The following is an 18,772-nucleotide window of genomic DNA, read 5'->3' on the forward strand; positions in this document are numbered from 1 at the left end:
ATGTCTACTGTGTTGCCAGCTGCTCGCTCAAGTGCAAAGCGCATCTTGCAGATTATTTATGGCGTGTGCTACCGTTCATGGATGGAGGGCTGTTTTGGCTACTGCTGGCCTTTGACGGAAGCCATGCGATCTCGTATAGTTGAACTCCCCAAAATTGATGGATCGAGCAGAAAAGGAGTTTCAATGGATAATTCGACGATCGAAGCACGGCTTTTCGAGGCCCTTCGTTCAGGTCAAAGCTCAAGCGTTAGCGCAATTCTGGCGGCTCAGCCAGCGCTAGCAACCACCAGTTTCAAGCCCTCTAAGCCAGCAACTGCTGACGCTGCCATGCCTTCCCATCCTGAGCAATATGCGAATGCGCGGCTTGGCCAAACTCCGTTGCACCTTGCTGCTTGGAATGGCGAGCAGCGTTTGGTCAAGCAGTTACTTGAGTTGGGAGCTGACCCAAATGCCCGCGATCTCTATGGCGCGACTCCGCTGCATGCGATGGTGCGCTGGGTCACGCAGCCCGACATTATTAGCACCTTACTTGAACATGGCGCTGAGATCAACGCTGTTGATGCTGCGAATCAGACTCCGCTCCACTTGGCTGCTAGTTGCATTCGCCGCCCTGGTCATCAATGGGGCAATCATCGCGATTTGGCCAATTTTCTGATTGCGCAAGGGGCAACGGTCGATATTTTCTCAGCGATTATGCTTGATCTGCATGAACAGGCCGCAACGCTGCTCAAAAACGACCCAACCTTAGTCAACGCCCGTACTAGTGGCAACCAGACCCATCCACCAGCAGCCACACCCTTGCACGTCGCCGCTGATCGCGGCAATTTGGCTATGGCTGAGCTGCTGCTAGAACAGCGCGCTGATCCAAATAATTTGGATGCACATGGTCGCCCAGCATTATATTTGGCGGCCCACGCTGCTGGAACCCGCAAACAACAAGCAACACCTGAGCTAGCAGCCCGCTTGTTGGCCGATAGCAATGTTGCACCAATCTTGGCTGCTAGTTTGCTTGGCGATGTTTCAGCCTTGCGCGATTTGCTCGCGAATGATGCTAGTCAAGTTTATGTTGCTGATCAAGCTGGACATACTGGCTTGCATTTGGCAGCATGGAATGGCAATGAAGCTGCTGTCGCACTCTTCTTGGCCCGTGGTGCTGATGTTGCGGCTCAAACCAACCGTAATCAGACGGCGCTGCAACTTGCGCTTGCCTATGGTCACAATTCAACTGCCGAGATTTTGTTGAATCATGGGGCAACGCCTGATGCATTGAGTGCTGCCATGCTTGGGCGCGTCGATCTTTTAGAATCTTTGCTGAAGCAGAATTCTGAAGCTGGCAATACACCCAATCGCTATGGCCGCACGCCATTGCGGCTGGCAGTTGAGCGCGAGCATGCGGCTGTTGTTGAGCTTTTGCTGGCGCATGGAATTAAGCCCGACCTTTGGCTAGCGGCAGGCATGGGCGATCTTGCGCAGGTTAAATCATTGGTTGAAGCTGCTCGCCATGCATTACACCAGCGCGATCAGTGGGGCTACACCGCTCTGCATTGGGCCAGTAAAGCTGGGCAATTGGCGGTCATTGAATATCTGATTGAGCAGGGAGCGGGTTTGGAGCCGCGTGGCTCTGATGGTGGCACGCCGCTGACCTTGGCGCTCTGGCACGAGCAAGCGGCGGCAGCGCGCATGCTGGTTGCCAGCGGGGCGGATATTGATGCATTAGATAATTGGGGTGGCTCGCCGCGCAGCCAAGTGGCTACGCTCTAAAATTTAATTGAAGCTAAATATGGCGCAATAGATGTTTGCTATTGCGCCATGGTGAATTAAACCAAGGCCATTGCCCGCACGCCATTGCGGAAAATCGCCATGCCTGGGCCTTCTTTATCGAGGCCGCGTCGTCGCCATTGCGGGTGATGTTGGGGCAAAAAGGCGCGGTCTGGGTGTGGCATCAAGCCAAACACGTTGCCCGCAGGGTTACAAATGCCCGCAATGCCATGCAACGCGCCATTGGGATTGGCCGGATAGTCCATGGTTGGCTGGCCTGCTTGATCAAGATATTGCACCACAATTTGGTTGTTGGCTTGGAGTTTTTCAAAGGTGGCTTGATCGGTCAGAAAACGACCTTCGCCATGGCCAACTGGCAAATCGAGCGTGCCACTCAAGCCTTGGGTAAAGATACACGGGCTGGCACTATTGAGGCCGAGTTTGATCCAGCGACATTCATAATTGCCGCTGGCATTATCGATCAAGGTTGCTTGGCCAACCGTATCGCTTGGTAAGAGGCCAGTTTTGACCAACACCTGAAAGCCGTTGCAAATGCCTAGCACTGGCCGCCCATCAGCCACAAAGCGGCTCAAATCCTCGCGCAAGCGGTAGATCAAATCGACCGCCAGCATGCGCCCAGCGCCCAGATGATCGCCATAAGCAAAGCCGCCAGGAATTAGCAACATGCCATAATCGGCCAATTGAACGCTGCCCTCGGCCAAGCGATTAACGTGAACCCGCTCGGCTGTAGCTCCCGCTAATTCGAGGGCTTCGGCGGCCTCGGCATCGCAGTTAATCCCCGGTGCGCGCAGCACCAATACCTTTGTCATAATCAGAGTTCCTTATCGTGAAGGTCGATTATTCAAATGTTTATGTTCTATGCTCTATGTTCTTTGTTCTGCTAGCGTTCAATCACATGGTGTTGGCGTGAAGCATGGATGCCAGCGCTGGCCAAATGCACCACCCACAGCACCAAGCCTGCAATCACCACTAAGGCTGGCTTGGTAAAGTTGCTGCTACTATCAATCAGCCGTGGCAGCCAAAATGGTGCGCCCAGCACCCCAAAGCAAACCAACGGCGAGAGCACCGTGGCCGCCAATAAAGTTGGCACGGCAATTTCTGCCGCATAGTAGCGGGTGGCAACCATGGCATAGAACAATAATAATGAGCTTAGGCCTGCAAGAATCGCCATCAATAGATAGAAATTAATGCCCCACGCTCCGACACTTTGGCTATACCGCCATAAACCAGTGCGTGCTGCCAAGCCCTGCACGATGATGTGATACAGCACCAGCGCAATATAGGCCACCAACCCAGTCATATAATGGCGCGTCCACCAATGTTGCTGTTGGCCAAAATACATCAACAACACCGGCAACCCGCCAATCCAACTGGCGGCAAGCAGGCTATAAATTGGTACAGAATTGCCAAAAACGCTCAGCGCCGCCACCTCAGCAGGGTAAGTCAAGCTATAGAAACGTTGTAAAATCGGCTCGGCTAGAATGGTGCAATGGCCTGCAATCAACACCAGCAAATAGCGGTATGAGCGAAAGCGCAGCCACAATAACATCGCGACGGCATAACAAATGACCGTAATTCCAATGAAGATTGTTGCCATGCACCAAACCTCGCACTAATTTTTACGTTCGCTCGATGACCAATCGTACTCGTAAATTAAAATTTGGCCTTGTTTGACCGTCCAAAGCTGATCGCTCAGGCCATAATCGAGTTTATAGGCATCTTGGGCAATTTGCATGGCAATTCGCTGCAAAATTTCGGCGTTGGCATCGCTAAATCCAATCAGAAAATCGCGGTTGGGAATCCCCAGCACCAAATTACCAGGCAGCAAATCGGCCCATTCGTTCAGAACATCAGTCAGCAAAATCCGCGAAGCATCATAGCCATCGCTGGTCGAATAGATAAACAGCATCTGATTGCCCTCGCCCACCACTTGAGCCATACCAGGCTTGAGGGTTTTGATGCGCAGGTTATCGACGGCTTTGGTGTAGATTGTCGTTTCGAGTACACCCCAGGTTTTGAGATGTTCCTCGTTGATGTAGGCCACGCTCTCTGGCTCGTCGATCACATAGCAAATGATCAAATCGGCCAAAAACGGGCGATACACTAGTTGGGGCAAATTGCGCTCGGCAACTTCCAGCAACATCGTGGCTGGCTTGATCATTGGGTAAATCCGATCTTCGAGTTCATCCCAAAGTTCTTGGCCGCGATCGGGTGCGAACGAACGCACCGCTGCTTCAAGCGATTGCAAAATTGATTCGAGTTGGGCTGGCGAGCGGCGATAGGCATTGTAAAAATGTTCTAGCTCCGAAACAACCGCCCGGCCATGCCAGCGAAAGCGAATTTCCATGCCTTCGCGGCTTAGTTCTTCGATGCCGCCAAGTTGCTCGAGGCGTTCCTCGACAACATCGCCAAATTCTTCTTGATCTAAAAGTGGCCGTTCTTCCATAGCCTTGTCCTTATTGTAGGTTAAAAGCCAAAGGCCTAGCGCCCAAAACGCTAAGCCTTTGAAACATTACGCTTGCCATGCAGCTTTGAGTGCTGCCAAATCGCTGTCGATCAGTGCTTGACCAGCAAGATCGTTGATGATCAAGCGTGGTTCAGCCAGCACGTGGCCAATTTTGGCATAGGCAATCGTGCCGAGTTGGGCTTCAAAATTGGCTGCTTGCTCTGGCGCAACTTCGAGCAAGAAACGGGTCGCTGATTCGCTCCACAACAAGGCATCAGCGCTTAAGGCTGTTGATGTTGGTACGGCGCTTAATTCTAAGCTCAAGCCAAAACCACCAGCAAAGGCCATTTCGGCAGCAGCAACCGCCAAGCCGCCTTCGCTCAAGTCGTGACAGGCGCGCACACTGTTGGCGCGAATTGCCGCATGCACCGCTTTATGCACGCTTGGGGCGGTAGCCAAATTGACTTTGGGCACAGCGCCATTATCAATGCCGCCAACCAAGCTGCTGACCGCGCCACCACGTTCGTCGTGGGTCAAACCAACCAGATAGATCGCATTGCCAGCGGCTTTGGCATCCATCGAGATCGTTTGCAAGACATCGGGAACCAAGGCCATGGCCGAAATCAGTAAGGTTGGTGGAATCGCCACCCGTTTGCCTTCTGCATCGCGATATTCGTTGTTCAGCGAATCTTTGCCCGAAATGAAGGGCGTGCGATAGGCCAAGGCTGCATCGTGACAACCAGCTGAAGCCCGCACCAAGCCCGCCAAACGGTCAGGTAATTTGGGATCGCCCCAGCAGAAGTTATCCAAAATCCAGGTTTGTTCTGGGTCGCCGCCAGCAGCCACGATGTTGCGCAAGGCTTCATCAACCGCCGCCAAGGCCATCCAATAGGGATCGATTTTGCCATACAGTGGATTTAGGCCACAGCCAAGCACCACGCCACGGCGTGAATCGACCAATGGTTGCAAAACCCCTGCATCGCCTGGGCCATCTTCATCTACGCCAACCAAGGGCTTGAGTACCGTTGCTGCTTGCACTTCGTGGTCGTAGGTGCGCACAATATTTTCGTTGCTGGCCACAATTGGCTGGCCCAAGGTTGCCTTGAGCAAGTCATTGTGATCAACATTGGCTGGCGTTGCTGCTGGTGCTGCTGCTGGCTGCCAAGCAGCATTCAGCTTAAACTGCACCCCGCCGCTGTGCAAAAACGCCATATCAAGCTCAACCACGGTTAGTTGGTTGTGTTTGACGGTCAGCACGCCGTCGGCGGTAAAGTGGCCGATAACGGTGGCTTCAACATCTTCGCCGCGGCAAAGGTCAAGCAAGGTTTGGACGTTCTGCGGCGGCACGGAGACAACCATGCGCTCTTGGGCTTCGGAGATCCAAATTTCCCAAGGTTGCAGGCCAGCATATTTAAGCGGCACATCGCGCAATTCAACAACTGCGCCAGTTTCTTCGCCCATTTCACCAACCGCCGACGAAAGCCCGCCCGCGCCACAATCGGTAATTGCGCTGTACAAGCCCAAATCGCGGGCTTGCAACAAGACATCGATCACGGTTTTTTCGGTTACAGGGTCGCCAATTTGCACCGCAGCGCCAACGGTTTCGGCGGTGTCGTGGGTCAATTCTACCGACGAGAAGGTTGCGCCGTGAATGCCATCGCGGCCAGTGCGCCCGCCGATTACGACAATTGCATCGCCAGGCTGAACACCGCGTGGGTGGCTGCCGCGTGGCGCAATGCCCAGCGTGCCACAGAAGACTAATGGATTGGCGGTATAGCCATGATCATACCAAACTGCCCCGTTGACATTCGGGATACCAAGTTTGTTGCCATAATCGCGCACGCCAGCCACCACGCCTTCGCGAATCCGTCGTGGGTGCAACACACCTTGCGAAAGCTCGCTTTCAGGCAAATCGGGGTAGCCAAAACAAAGCACATCGGTCACGGCGATTGGCTTGGCAGAAACCCCCAACACGTCGCGTACAACCCCGCCAACCCCAGTATTTGCGCCGCCAAATGGCTCAAGCGCTGAAGGGTGATTGTGGGTTTCGACCTTGAAGGAAATTTCATAATTCTCGTCGAAGGCGACGATGCCTGCATTATCGACAAATGCCGAGAGCAAGGCTGCATTGCTGACTGCATCGGTGGCGCTGCGCAAATAATGGTTAAGCAAGCCATTGATCGTCGCGCCGTTGGCGGCGTTGAGTTCGGCCAACGCAGGGTGTAGGGCTGGGTCAATCGCGCCATCCGAGCCAGTTTGTTGATAGCTGATCGTGGCGCGGAAGGTTTTGTGGCGGCAGTGTTCTGACCACGTTTGGGCCAGGGTTTCAAGCTCACCATCGGTTGGGTCGCGGCCCAAATCTTCAAAATAATCGCGAACTGCCTGCATTTCGGACAAACTCAAGGCCAAAATACCTTCACGGCTAATCCGTTCGAGTTCGCTATCGCTGACTCCACGCAAGGCCACGCGGGTGATCGTGGGCGTGTGCGGAGCAGGAAGTTGCAATAAGTGTTGATAAAACTGCAAGCGTTCAGCGCTACGAGCTTCAAGCGTTATATAAGCAGTTTCAATCAAATCATTTAAAAGATGTTCACCAGCGTATTGACGCAAAACAGCTTCGTCTTGCACATCGGACACATAGACGCGGCGCAGGGTTTTGGCCTGTTTCAAGCCATTAATCCCAATATGGCGCGCGCCAACTAAAATCGTCTCAGCTTCGTTATCGGTCACGCCTGGGCGAAAGGCAATCTCCACCAATGCTCCAGCTTTAGGCGCAGCAAGCTCAGCGTCGAGCGCTTGCCAAGTAGCAGTATGAGCAACGGGATCATGCAATAATTCGAGGGTCAGGCGTTGGACATCTTCTGAGGAAAGATCGCCAGCGAGAAGGTACAGCCGTTCGTGGTTGTCGGCCTCGCGTGGGCAAACAGTGACCAAATATGCGGACACAATTGACTCCTGTTCGAGTGAACTCGTAGGCTATCGCGATTCTACCCGTCTCACGGATGAATGTCAAAAAGCAGAACATAGAACAGAGAGCATAGAACAGAGAACAGAGATGTAATGGTACATTGGATTAGCAATACGTGGCATTCCCTCACCCCAGCCCCTCTCCCCCTGAACGCGGGCGAGGGATTGGGGTGAGGGGATCTGGCTGTGGCGAAAAAACTTAACCTTCGCGCTCTTCGCGTCCTTCGTGGTTTCCGTCCTTCGTGAATCAATCCCCTCACCCCTACAACGCTTGATACGTTCTATGGTAGTATTTAACCACTTTTTAATTCTCGCCAAGGAGCAAACCGATGCTTCGTTCGCGCATGTTTGGATTATTGTTGGCCGTTACGACCGCACTTTTTCTGTTGGTAGTCGGAGTTTTGTTCTTTGGCCATTCAATTCGGCCTGCTGCTGCCCAAAGCAATGGCTTACGAGTTGAAAAAACCTTGCTCAAATCGAGCAATGTGGTGATGGTTGGCGAAACCCTGACCTTTGCAATTACCATCACCAATAACTGGCATACCACCGTCATCACCTTGCCAGTCGTCGATACCTACGATCGCTCGGTTTTGGCCTATATCAACGCTACGCCAGCAGAAGATAGCCACAACGCCAGCACTGGCGTGATCAATTGGGATAATATTCTGGCAACGACAGGGCCGCTCGCGCCAGGCGAGCAAGTGGTGATTTTGGTGCGCTTTACTGCCGAACACCCCTCGCCACGGGTGGTCAACCACGCTGCAACCCACGATGCCTACGATTCATTAGGCAATTTGGTGGGCGATGGCGAGGCCGAACACGATAATGAAGCAGTTGGCGGCAATACGCCACTCGAAAAAACCCTCGATGCAGGCGTGTTGCCCCAAGCTGGCCAACGTATCACTTTCACCATTCGGGTGCAAAATGCTGGCCTCGTGGATGTGGTAAGCTTGCCATTGGAAGATACCTTTGATCCAACTGCATTGCGATTTATCGCCTCGGAGCCAATGCCCGATACGATTGAGCCAGGCAAATTGACATGGGCTAATCTGCTTACACCGCCGCGCCCAGTTCGCCTACCACCCAACGAATTTATCTCAATCACGACTGTTTTTACGGCGCTCAAAGGCATTGAGCAAACCACCAACAGCGCACGGGTCGTCGGTGCTGGCGATAGCTTCGGCAATAATCTTGCGCCTGCTGCCGACGATGTGCCAATTCGGATTATTGCTGGGCCTGCTACCGCAACGCCGACGCGCACACCACGCCCAACCCCAGCCGCCACCGCAATTAATCAAGCAACGGCGACCAGCGTGGTGAGCGCCACCGAAGTGGTAATTACAACCCCCACGATTGCAATTAGCAGCACCGCCACGATTGAGGCGATTGCCACACTTACCCCAGAACAAGGCAGCGGTAGCACCGCCACGCCAACGGTTATTCCCGCCGTCTTGCCCGATACCAGCACTAGCCCAAATTCGCCAAACACTTGGTGGCTTGGTGCGGCGATTCTTGCTATACTGCTGCTTGGCATTGGCCTTACTCAACGCAGTCGCGGATAAATAAACTATGTTGCATATGCAAGGTATTCGTAAGCAATTTGAACAAACACTTGTCTTACGTGATATTGACCTAACGCTCAATCGGGGTGAAATTCTGGCTTTGCTTGGCCCCAGCGGTTGTGGTAAATCAACCCTCTTACGGATTATTGCTGGCCTTGAATCTGCGGATCAAGGCCAGTTGTTGTTGCATGGCCAGCCGCTCAACCCAATTCCAATCCATCGGCGCAATTTTGGCCTGATGTTTCAAGATTGGGCGCTCTTTCCGCATCGCAATGTAGGCGAGAATATTGAATTTGGCTTGCGCATGGAAGGCATGGCCAAAACCCAGCGCCAACAACGGCTGGCCGAAATGTTGGAATTAGTGGGTTTGGTGGGCTATCAACAGCGGTCAGTGCAGGAATTATCTGGTGGCGAGCGTCAGCGGGTAGCCTTGGCCCGCTCGTTAGCGCCCAGCCCACAATTATTAATGCTCGATGAACCCTTGGGCTCGTTGGATCGAACCTTACGCGAACGCTTAACCGAGGAATTGCGCCAAATTATCAAGGCAGCTGAAGTTACGGCGATCTACGTCACCCATGATCAGAATGAGGCCTTTGTAGTTGCTGATCGCTTGGCGGTGATGAATGCAGGTCAGATTATCCAACTTGCCACGCCCCAAGCGATCTATCAGCAACCCAAAACAGCCTTTGTTGCCCGTTTTCTGAGCCTAACCAATTTGTTGCCAATTGAGCAGCAAACCAGCCTCAGCCCTGAATTGCAAGCAGTAGAAACCAATTTAGGCCCATTCCAAATTAAAAGCTCGCAAACCAATGCCGCTTATCTGTTGATTCGGCCTGAAGCAGCCCAAATCGCCACACCAGCAAATCCAAGTTTTCAGGGCAGTGTAGTCGAGCAGAGTTTCCGTGGCAATTATCAACGAATCGCTTGGCGCTATCAGCATGGATTGCTCCAGCTTGATCTCCCAAGCAGCTATCAATTGAGCCAAGGCCAAACGCTCGACCTAACATTTGATGCCCAGCAACTTAGTCTCGTGCAGAGCGACCACTAACGACGGTTGTTTTGGTTTGTTGCTGCGAGGAAAGCGTGCCAACTGCTGGAATCGGAGTATCCTCATCCACCAATTGGCTTAATGTTGAACCACAGGCAACACACGTCCACAACAACATCTTCCGGCCACGACTATATTTTTCTGCGCCCCGTTGCTCACCTATGTAGCGACAGGGTGCGTTACAATGAGGACAGTGCACCCTGTGACCTCCTATTTTTAGTTGTTTGTACTGTGTCTCTTTAAATTCAATTGTGTGTATGGCTAGCTATAAAGCACAGACTATGCCATAATCGTGCCGCATGATATAGTTCCAGAGTCCCACCAAAATCGGCAGTACGGGGATATTAACATAGTTGTTGACGATTTGGAGGGATGACCAATGCGCTATTCAGCATTGTACGCCAAAATTGGCGCAATGTTGCTGATCGCTGCAAGAACCGCTAGAATACAGGCATGAACCTAGTTTGGAGGCCGTATGGCACTGCCCTCTGATTCAGCTGAGCAACCAACCCCAGCCGAAATCGCCCAGCGCTTGGCCGATGTTCCGTTATTTGAACAAATGCGGCCCGCTGATCTCGATTTTTTGGCCAATCACGCCCAGATTCAGCAATTCGACCCTGCGGTTGTGCTTTCGGCACAACAAGCCAGCGAAAATGATCTGTATGTGGTAATTCGGGGCCATTTGGAAGTGTGGCTCGACCCTAAAACGATTGGGTCGGAAGGGCCAGAGCGCAAATTGGCAACTTTGTTTGCCGATGAAATTGCCGGCGAATTGGCGCTGGTTGATGGCGGGGTGCGTTCGGCCCGCCTCCAAGCAGGTGATGCAGGCGTGCGGGTGATTTGCATCTCGCAAGCTGCAATACTGAATCATTGTGAGCACGATCCAATTTTTGGCTATCGTTTGATGCGCAATTTAGCGGCAATGCTGGCTTTACGCGCCCGCCTGACAACATTAAGTGTCCAAACAAGCCAACCATAGTTGAGGGGGATTGACGTATGCACCGTTGGCGGCTCGCCTTTGGTCTAGGCTTGATGATCATCTGTATCAGTGTGGCAAATTGGCGCTGGCAGCCAGTTGCCGCCCAAAATCCCGAAGATGATAATCCGCCTGCAGTTGAACAACCGCTCTGTTTTTCAACAACCAGCTTTTGTATCAACGGGGCATTTCGGCGCTATTGGGAGACCAACGGCGGTCTGAGTCAATTCGGCTATCCAATTACTGCTGAAATTCGCGAAACAACCAGCAATGGCATTTTTACGGCGCAATATTTTGAGCGGGCACGCTTTGAATATCATCCTGAGCACTCGCGCCAATTCGAAGTCGAGCTTGGCCGCTTAGGTGCAGAGCTGTATCTGGTGCGCAATGAACGGGAAACGGCACGCACTGGTTGTCGCTATTTCGAGCGCACTGGCTTTAATGTGTGTGAGCCATTTCGCACCAAATGGGAAACGGTCGGCACAACCCCAGGTGCAACCAGCCTCGAAATTTTTGGCTTGCCAATTAGCCCACTTTTGGTTGGGCGCGATCCGGCGGGTAATCCTATTTCGTTTCAATGGTTTGAGCGCGGGCGCATGGAATTGCACCAAAGCAACTTGATTGTTTTGGGTTTGGTTGGGATCGAATATCGTAATCGCGAGCAACCACCACGGCCAACCGCTACGCCAGTTGTGCCAATCACGCCTACCCCAGAGCCAATTCAATCAACCGCAATACCAACGGCGGTTTTGCCAATTCCGATCAATGTGCCATTCCCCGATCGGCCTTGCCATATCAATGTGCCAGCACCAGTCGAAGGCATTCAAGCTTGGGCGACGTTGCCCGTGGTCAGCCCGCCAGAAGATGAAGTTATTTGTGTGCGCTTGATTGTCAATGGCGAGGCTGCGCACCCAGCGTTTGTCAATATCTACCGCTATATTGGCAACGAACGAATTCCAGGCACTGGCCATACAACCGGGCTTGATGGAACTGCCAGTTTTGTGTTCCATGTGCGCGATCTGCCAATTGGCACGATTCCGGTTGAAATTGTTGCAACCTTTGAAGGCCGCGAATATCGCACTTGGACAAGTTTTATTCATCGCTAGCGTTATCACGATTGATCTCAGGAGCGGCGCTGGGGTGATCCTCAGCGTCGTTGCGATCGCGAAGAAGTATTAACTATGGAAGCCAAAACTTTACCACCCCTCCAACTTGAAGCCCGCTACGATAGCCGTGTTTGGGGCGGCAATCGTTTGGCTCAATGGCTGAATTTGCCCGCTGCCCCAAGCCCACTTGGCGAAATTTGGCTGGTCTATGCCGAAAATCGCATCGCTGATGGCCCACTACAAGGCCAAACCTTGGCCGCTGTAGCCGAACAATACGGCGCATTGTTGCTTGGCAGCGTCTCATTTGAGCGCTCAGGCAGCCAGTTTCCGCTATTGGCTAAATTTATCGATGCCGCCGATCATCTGTCGGTGCAAGTGCATCCCGACGATGCGTATGCGCACACAGTCGAGGCCGCGACTGGCTTCAACGGCAAAACCGAAGCCTGGTATTTGCTACAAACCGAAGTCAACGCTCAATTAATTCATGGCTTTAAGCGTGCAACCAGCCGCGAAGAATGCAGCGAATTGATTGAAGCTGAGCGCTTGCCCGAACTATTGCGCTCCGTGCCAGCCCACGCTGGAACCACGATTTTTGTGCCTGCTGGTACGATTCACGCAATTAATGCTGGCGTGATGCTGTTTGAAATTCAGCAAACTTCCGATCTGACCTATCGGATTTACGATTATGGTCGGCCACGGGAAATGCACATCGAACGGGCACTTGATGTGCTGGATTATCGGGCTGCTGAGCCTGCTGAAACCCCGCCAACCCAGCTTGATTCACGCCGCACCCTGTTGGTTAAATGCCGCTACTTTGCCATGGAGCGTTGGCAATTGCATGGTCGGGCCGATTCGGCAACCCTGCCAACCAGCTTTGAAATTATCACCGTGATCGATGGCTCGGCCACCTTGCGCTCATTCCACGGCGTTTGGGAGCTAACGCTGGGCACAACCTTGGTTTTGCCAGCAAGCTTGGGCGCATACACCTACGAAGTCGCCAACTCAGTGACCTTGCTGCGCTGTTACGTCCCTACTGAGGAACTCTGATGCGTGTTTTAATTACTGGCATTACTGGGCCAGTTGGTAGTTTTCTGGCCGATTATTTATTAACCTTGCCCGAGCTTGAAATTCATGCGCTCAAGCGTTGGCGCTCCGATCCACGGCCAATTGCGCATTTGCAAGGCAAAGTGACGTTGCACGAAGGTGATATTGAAGATAGCTTCTCGATGGCAACTTTGATGCGTCGCGTTCAGCCAGATCGCGTGTTTCACCTTGCGGCGCAAAGTTACCCCAGTGCTTCGTGGGATGCGCCAGTCACCACCTTGCGCGCCAACACCGAAGGCACGTTGAACATTTTAGAGGCCTTGCGCACCAACGCTCCGCAAGCTCGTTTGCATATTGCCTGCACCAGCGCCCAATATGGCATCGTTAATCCTGCTGATGTGCCAATTAAAGAGAGCCACCCGTTGCGCCCAGGCAGCCCCTATGGCGTGAGCAAAGCCGCTGCCGAAATGCTGGGCTTGCAATATCATCAATCGTATGGCTTGCATGTCGTGGTTACGCGCTCGTTCAATCACGTTGGGCCACGCCAAGGCGATCGCTGCTCGATTCAGACTTTTTGCCAGCAGATGGCGGCCATCGAGGCATGCCATAGCGAGCCTGTGATGCACGTTGGCAATTTGGAGCCACAGCGCGATTTTAGCCATTTTAGCGATGTGGCGCGGGCCTTGTGGTTGCTGCTCGAAAAAGCACCAGCTGGCGAGGTTTATAATCTTTGTTCGGGCGTAGCGACGCGCATCAGCGACATTGTTGATTTGGTACAGCGCTTTGGCCGCGTGCCAATCGAAGTCAGGCTCGATCCAAGTCGTTTGCGGCCTGTCGATGAGCCAATTTTGCAGGGCGATAACAGCAAACTGCGCCAAGCCACTGGCTGGGAGCCACAAATCGGCATGGAGCAAATTGTCCAAGAAGTGTTGGATTTTTGGCGCGCCCGCTACGGAATTTTGTAAATTAAGCTGCCCTCACCCCAACCCCTCTCCCGTGGCGCGGGCGAGGGGCTTTAACGCGCTGGTTCTCCCACAATTCCTTGGAGAAACATGGTCGGCTCCCCCTCGCCCGCGTTCAGTGGGAGAGGGGGCTGGGGGGTGAGGGGATCTCTGCAAGATTTATTTATTAATTCGTTGTTCTTCATCGCCAAAAACAACGCCCAACGAGCGGGCAGTGCGCACCATTTGACCATCAACTGGCACTGGCTTAATTTTGTTGGCACATTCCAGCAATGGCACCGTAATCAATTGATCGTTTTGGATGGCGACCAATTGACCAAAGCGACCTTGCGAGATGGCCCAAACCGCGCCAACGCCATAGCGCGAGGCCAAAATGCGGTCGATTGGCGTAGGCGAGCCGCCACGTTGAATATGGCCCAACACCACTGCCCGCGTATCTTTGTCGGTTAATGCTGCTAATTGGTTGGCAACATAATAGCCAATCCCGCCAAGCAAGCCTTCGCGTTGGTAAATCGCCTCGCCACCTGCTGGCATTGCGCCTTCGGCCACAATAATGATGCTAAATGACGAACCAACCGCATCACGTTCGTTAATTTTGTGGGCCAAGGCCCGCAAATCAAACGGAATTTCAGGAATTAAAATTGCATCAACCCCGCCTGCCAAGCCAGCGTGCAAGGCGATCCAGCCTGCGTGGCGACCCATCACTTCCAGCACCATCACGCGGTCATGGCTTTCGGCGGTCGTGTGCAAGCGATCTAAGGCATCGGTCGCAACCCCAATTGCGGTATCGAAGCCGAAAGTTTGGTCGGTGCCAACCAAATCGTTATCGATGGTTTTGGGCACGCCAACCACAGGCAAGCCAAAATTGCCCAAATCGTGGGCAATCGATTGGCTGCCTTCGCCACCCAACACGACGACTGCATCAATCCCTTCGGCTTTGGCATTGGCCACAAATTCTTGATACGCTGCATCGTTGCGCACCAACTCGCCTTGGCCATTTTTACGCCAGCCAAAATTGCCCTTATTGGTGCTGCCCAAAATGGTGCCGCCGCGCCCAAGCAGGCCACGAACTTCTTTCAATCCCAAAGGCCGCAGGCGTGGCTTGCCAACTAATCCCTCAAAGCCATCTTCAATGCCAACTACTTCCCAGCCATGTTCAATAACTGCCGATTTTACAAAAGCCCGAATAACTCCGTTTAAGCCGGGGGCATCGCCACCACTAGTCAAAATTGCAACTTTACGAATCGCCATGGCTCAACTCCTTAACTATCTATATCTACATTCAAATCAAACACGATTAATTATGGCTATCCTAGCACTATCAGGTTCGCTCTGGCAAGGAATATTCATACGACCCATGGTTATGGTTTAGTTACCGATTAAATCAATCTTGCGACTGTCAGCACAAGCGTTTGGATGCGCTACCATGGGGACGTGAGTGTGGTGAGTAACCTTACTAGAGCGGAACATTCAACTATGACATCCACGATTATCAACGTTGGCTACGATGAAACCAATTATTACCTAATTGGAGCGACTGACGGTTTTTTAATGCTCGATGTTGGTTGGCCTGGAACTTTGGCCAAATTACTTGTCCAACTCAAACGCCAAGCTATCGCATTAACGACAATTCGCTATGTGCTGGTCACCCATTATCACCCTGATCACGCTGGTTTAGTGCAGGAACTGAAGGCCCACGGCGTGCAATTGGTGGTGATCGAACCGCAACGTTCGGCGATTCCGATTCTCAAAACCTATATCAAGCCACACTACCAGTACCAAGAAATTACCTTTGATCAAACGCTCGTGCTACGGGTTGAGGCAACTCGTCAATGGCTAGCTTCAATTGGCATCGCTGGCGAAATTATCCTCACGCCTGGCCATTCCGATGATAGCGTCAGCTTAATTTTGGATAATGGCATCGCTTTTATCGGTGATTTGCATCCCTATGCCAGCCATACAGAAGACCCAGCCCTGATTGAACAAAGCTGGCAGGAATTGCAAAAACGCGGCGTAACCTTGGTCTATCCGGGCCATGGCGGCTGTCGTCCGTTGTTTTAAACCAATTTGCACCAAATGAACGATCGCAAATAAGCCCGATGGCCGAGTTAATCAGCTAATCCTTGAGTTAATCTAGATCCAAATAATGTATGGAGGCAAGCAATGCCGTTTGGAATTCTCAATGTTGGCTACGATTCAACCAATTATTATTTGGTTGGCTCGACCTTTGGCTTTTTGCTGATCGATGCTGGCTGGCCTGGCACATGGGGCAAATTGATGGCAGTGCTCAAACGCAATGATGTTGATTTGGATCAAATTCATTCAATGTTGATCACCCACTATCATCCCGACCACGCGGGCTTGGTGCAAGAACTCAAAGCCAAAGGAATTGAACTGATTGTTGTCGCAGAACAGCAACCAGCGATTCCCTTGCTCAAAAGCTTGATCAAGCCCGAGCAGAATTTTCAGCCAATTACTCCCGATAATACCCGCGTGATTACCACTGCCGAAAGCCGCGAATGGTTGGCCTCGCTGGCGATGGCTGGCGAGATTATCCACACGCCTGGCCATTCTGCCGATAGCATTAGTTTGGTGCTCGATCAGGGCATTGCCTTCACTGGTGATTTACAACCCTACGCCGCCGATGATGAAAACCAAGCCTTGGTCGAGCAGAGTTTTCAGGCCTTGCGCGAGCGTGGCGTTGAATGGATATACCCAGGCCATGGCCCGATGCGCCCACTAATTTACGTCAGCCAACAGGTCAAACTTTGCCCCGACGACCCATCATAGCCCAATCTCCGTGAGATCGTAGCTGAAAAATAAGGCAATCTCACGTGGATCAAGTGTTGCAGGATCATACAATTGCAAATCAATGCCACACCAACGGAACCCGACTGTTCGGTAAAACTTAATTGCTGCTGGATTGGTCGTTTGAGTTTCGAGCCAGACACAACGAGCCGATAATTGCCGCGCTGCTTTAATCGCTGCCGTGAGCAATTGTCGGCCTAAGCCTTGCCCGCGATAGCCCCGAGCAACATAACAATGCTCAAGCACTGCCCGCCGATTCCACTGCTGATAATCCAGCGCCGCCAAACCAACCACGTTGCCTTGATCCTCGGCCAGCAACACCCAAGCGTGTTGCGCCAAACGCTCGCAATCTTCGCGCAGATCATAGCGTTTTTCAAATGGTTGGGCTAATTCGCGCAAAACCAAATCAATGCTTAATACAGTTTGCTGCACATGATAGATTGTCGTGGTGCTAAACCCTGTGTCCAGCGTACAAATCGCTGCTTGATCGTGGGGCCAATTCAGTGGCCGCAAGCGTAATTCGGGCATAAAGCCTCCGATTCTGCGTATTTGACTGAAACTTGCTGGTACAATAGACACATCGATCTTAACTATTTATCAACGAGGCTGTGCCTCATCGAGTTTATACAACACATGAAGTTTCATATCATTACTTTAGGTTGTCCGAAAAATACCGTCGATAGCGAAGGCATGCATGGCATTCTGACGCGCGAAGGCCACACCGCCGTTGATAGCAGCGCTGGTGCTGATGTTGTAATCGTCAATACCTGTTCGTTTATCAACGCCGCCCGCGAAGAAACCGTTGGCGTGTTGCAAGAGTTGGCCAACAACAAAGCACCAGGCCAAAAATTAATTGCTGCTGGCTGTATGGCCGAAAGCCATGGCGATGTGCTGCGTTCGCGCGTGCCCATGCTCGATGCCACCCTCAGCACCAAAGAATGGATGCGGATTGGCTCGGTTGTGGCTAGTGGCGCCGCGCCAAGCAAAACCACCGGCTTTGGCATTCCCTTGATGGGCGGCGCACCAACTGCAATCCCCACAACTGGGCTGAATCTGAGCCTCACGCCTTCATCGACTGGCGATAGCCTTGGCGCGTATGGCGATTGGCGCACGACCGCAATCAAACGTAACAAACGCGGCCCCTCGGCCTATCTCAAAATTTCCGATGGCTGTAATTTGCGCTGTGCCTTCTGTACCATTCCTTCGTTCAAAGGCGATATGCGCTCGAAAGCAGTTGGCTCGATTTTAGGCGAAGCCCGCGAGTTGGTCGAGGCTGGGGTGCAAGAAATTATCTTGGTTGCCCAACACCTGACCGATTATGGCCGCGATTTGGGCATGAAACAAAATGGGCTTGGGGTTTTGCTCGAAGAATTGGCCAGCGTTGTGCCCGCCGATCGCTGGATTCGGCTGATGTATGCCTATCCCCAATCGGTTACGCCTGATTTGGTGGAAACCATGGCGCGGCTGCCGCAATTGTGCCACTACGTTGATATGCCGTTGCAGCACGCTCACCCAGATACCTTGCGCCGTATGCGCCGCCCACCAGATACCGACAAAACCAAGGCGATTGTGCATTCGTTGCGCCAAGCCATGCCCGATTTGTCGTTGCGCACTACGTTTATCGTGGGCTATCCAGGCGAAACCCGCGACGAATTCAAAGCCTTGCTCGAATTTCTCGAAGAAATGCAATTCGACCGCGTGGGTATGTTCCGCTACTCGTTGGAGCCAGGCACGGTTGCAGGCGAATTGCCCGACCAAGTTGCCGAGCGCGTCAAAGAACGACGCTGGAACGAAGCCATGGCAGTGCAGCAAGTGATCTCACGGGCGCGCACAGCTCGCTTTGTTGGCCAAACCATGAAAGTTTTGGTCGAAGGCACTGGCACCGATGACGATGGACGCGAGATTGTGGTTGGGCGTTCGTATCGCGATGCGCCCGAAGTTGATGGCTTGGTGTTTGGCTATGGCGCTGCCGAAGTTGGCCAATTTGCCAATGTCGCAATCAACAAAGCCACCGATTACGACCTGTGGGGCGAAATCGTCTAGGGCGTTCCCTCACCCCCCAACCCCCTCTCCC

General features: G+C 52.7%; 16 protein-coding genes. 10 read left to right on the forward strand and 6 right to left on the reverse strand.

Annotation, left to right across the window (positions count from 1 at the left end; translation table 11 throughout):
- The first annotated feature begins 183 nt into the window (after positions 1-183).
- Entirely contained in the window at positions 184-1,761 is a 1,578-nt protein-coding gene (locus ACFMKP_RS21735) for an ankyrin repeat domain-containing protein (protein WP_382295032.1), read from the forward strand.
- A gap of 56 nt (positions 1,762-1,817) precedes the next feature.
- On the opposite strand, the gene purQ is transcribed toward ACFMKP_RS21735, so the two are convergent.
- The 4 genes from purQ to purL all read right to left on the reverse strand — a co-directional run bounded on the left by purQ (position 1,818) and on the right by purL (position 7,171).
- The gene (gene purQ / locus ACFMKP_RS21740; protein ID WP_382295034.1) at positions 1,818-2,588 is read right to left on the reverse strand and encodes a phosphoribosylformylglycinamidine synthase I; all 771 of its coding nucleotides are present in this window, start codon (positions 2,586-2,588) and stop codon (positions 1,818-1,820) included.
- A 71-nt stretch (positions 2,589-2,659) separates the two neighbouring features.
- The gene (locus ACFMKP_RS21745) at positions 2,660-3,376 is read right to left on the reverse strand and encodes a hypothetical protein (protein WP_382295036.1); all 717 of its coding nucleotides are present in this window, start codon (positions 3,374-3,376) and stop codon (positions 2,660-2,662) included.
- 15 nt (positions 3,377-3,391) lie between these two features.
- Positions 3,392-4,225 (reverse strand): DUF1444 family protein, encoded by an 834-nt coding sequence (locus ACFMKP_RS21750; protein WP_204753855.1) that lies wholly within the window; start codon positions 4,223-4,225, stop codon positions 3,392-3,394.
- Between the two features lie 66 nt (positions 4,226-4,291).
- On the reverse strand, positions 4,292-7,171 hold the full coding sequence (gene purL, locus ACFMKP_RS21755; RefSeq protein ID WP_382295038.1) for a phosphoribosylformylglycinamidine synthase subunit PurL: 2,880 nt from the start codon (positions 7,169-7,171) through the stop codon (positions 4,292-4,294).
- A gap of 350 nt (positions 7,172-7,521) precedes the next feature.
- Between purL and ACFMKP_RS21760 the strand changes: the two genes are divergently transcribed.
- The 6 genes from ACFMKP_RS21760 to ACFMKP_RS21785 all read left to right on the forward strand — a co-directional run bounded on the left by ACFMKP_RS21760 (position 7,522) and on the right by ACFMKP_RS21785 (position 13,893).
- Complete coding sequence (locus ACFMKP_RS21760) at positions 7,522-8,754, forward strand: hypothetical protein (RefSeq protein ID WP_382295040.1); 1,233 nt, start codon at positions 7,522-7,524, stop codon at positions 8,752-8,754.
- A gap of 7 nt (positions 8,755-8,761) precedes the next feature.
- Complete coding sequence (locus ACFMKP_RS21765) at positions 8,762-9,802, forward strand: ABC transporter ATP-binding protein (RefSeq protein WP_382295042.1); 1,041 nt, start codon at positions 8,762-8,764, stop codon at positions 9,800-9,802.
- 475 nt (positions 9,803-10,277) lie between these two features.
- Positions 10,278-10,781: a cyclic nucleotide-binding domain-containing protein gene (locus tag ACFMKP_RS21770; RefSeq protein ID WP_382295044.1), complete on the forward strand. Its 504-nt coding sequence runs from the start codon at positions 10,278-10,280 to the stop codon at positions 10,779-10,781.
- Between the two features lie 17 nt (positions 10,782-10,798).
- A complete protein-coding gene (locus tag ACFMKP_RS21775) occupies positions 10,799-11,884 on the forward strand; it encodes a hypothetical protein (protein WP_382295046.1) in 1,086 nt (361 codons plus the stop codon).
- A gap of 75 nt (positions 11,885-11,959) precedes the next feature.
- The gene (locus ACFMKP_RS21780) at positions 11,960-12,931 is read left to right on the forward strand and encodes a type I phosphomannose isomerase catalytic subunit (RefSeq protein WP_382295048.1); all 972 of its coding nucleotides are present in this window, start codon (positions 11,960-11,962) and stop codon (positions 12,929-12,931) included.
- The gene (locus tag ACFMKP_RS21785; protein ID WP_382295050.1) at positions 12,931-13,893 is read left to right on the forward strand and encodes a GDP-mannose 4,6-dehydratase; all 963 of its coding nucleotides are present in this window, start codon (positions 12,931-12,933) and stop codon (positions 13,891-13,893) included. Before ACFMKP_RS21780 ends, ACFMKP_RS21785 begins: the two co-directional genes overlap by 1 nt.
- Before the next feature lie 156 nt (positions 13,894-14,049).
- Here ACFMKP_RS21785 and ACFMKP_RS21790 read toward each other — a convergent pair whose 3' ends face one another.
- Positions 14,050-15,141 carry a 6-phosphofructokinase gene (locus ACFMKP_RS21790; protein WP_382295052.1) on the reverse strand — a complete coding sequence of 364 codons (1,092 nt, stop codon included), beginning with the start codon at positions 15,139-15,141 and terminating at the stop codon, positions 14,050-14,052.
- 225 nt (positions 15,142-15,366) lie between these two features.
- Between ACFMKP_RS21790 and ACFMKP_RS21795 the strand changes: the two genes are divergently transcribed.
- Both ACFMKP_RS21795 and ACFMKP_RS21800 read left to right on the forward strand, forming a co-directional pair.
- Entirely contained in the window at positions 15,367-15,951 is a 585-nt protein-coding gene (locus ACFMKP_RS21795; RefSeq protein WP_382295054.1) for an MBL fold metallo-hydrolase, read from the forward strand.
- Between the two features lie 102 nt (positions 15,952-16,053).
- Complete coding sequence (locus tag ACFMKP_RS21800) at positions 16,054-16,680, forward strand: MBL fold metallo-hydrolase (protein WP_382295056.1); 627 nt, start codon at positions 16,054-16,056, stop codon at positions 16,678-16,680.
- On the opposite strand, the gene ACFMKP_RS21805 is transcribed toward ACFMKP_RS21800, so the two are convergent.
- On the reverse strand, positions 16,675-17,226 hold the full coding sequence (locus tag ACFMKP_RS21805; RefSeq protein ID WP_382295058.1) for a GNAT family N-acetyltransferase: 552 nt from the start codon (positions 17,224-17,226) through the stop codon (positions 16,675-16,677). The two genes, ACFMKP_RS21800 and ACFMKP_RS21805, sit on opposite strands and share 6 nt — an antisense overlap.
- 105 nt (positions 17,227-17,331) lie before the next feature.
- On the opposite strand from ACFMKP_RS21805, the gene rimO reads away from it, so the two are divergent.
- Complete coding sequence (rimO, locus tag ACFMKP_RS21810) at positions 17,332-18,741, forward strand: 30S ribosomal protein S12 methylthiotransferase RimO (protein WP_382295060.1); 1,410 nt, start codon at positions 17,332-17,334, stop codon at positions 18,739-18,741.
- Positions 18,742-18,772: the final 31 nt, after the last annotated feature.

The organism is Herpetosiphon sp. NSE202, from assembly GCF_042688385.1.
Lineage (GTDB): Bacteria > Chloroflexota > Chloroflexia > Chloroflexales > Herpetosiphonaceae > Herpetosiphon.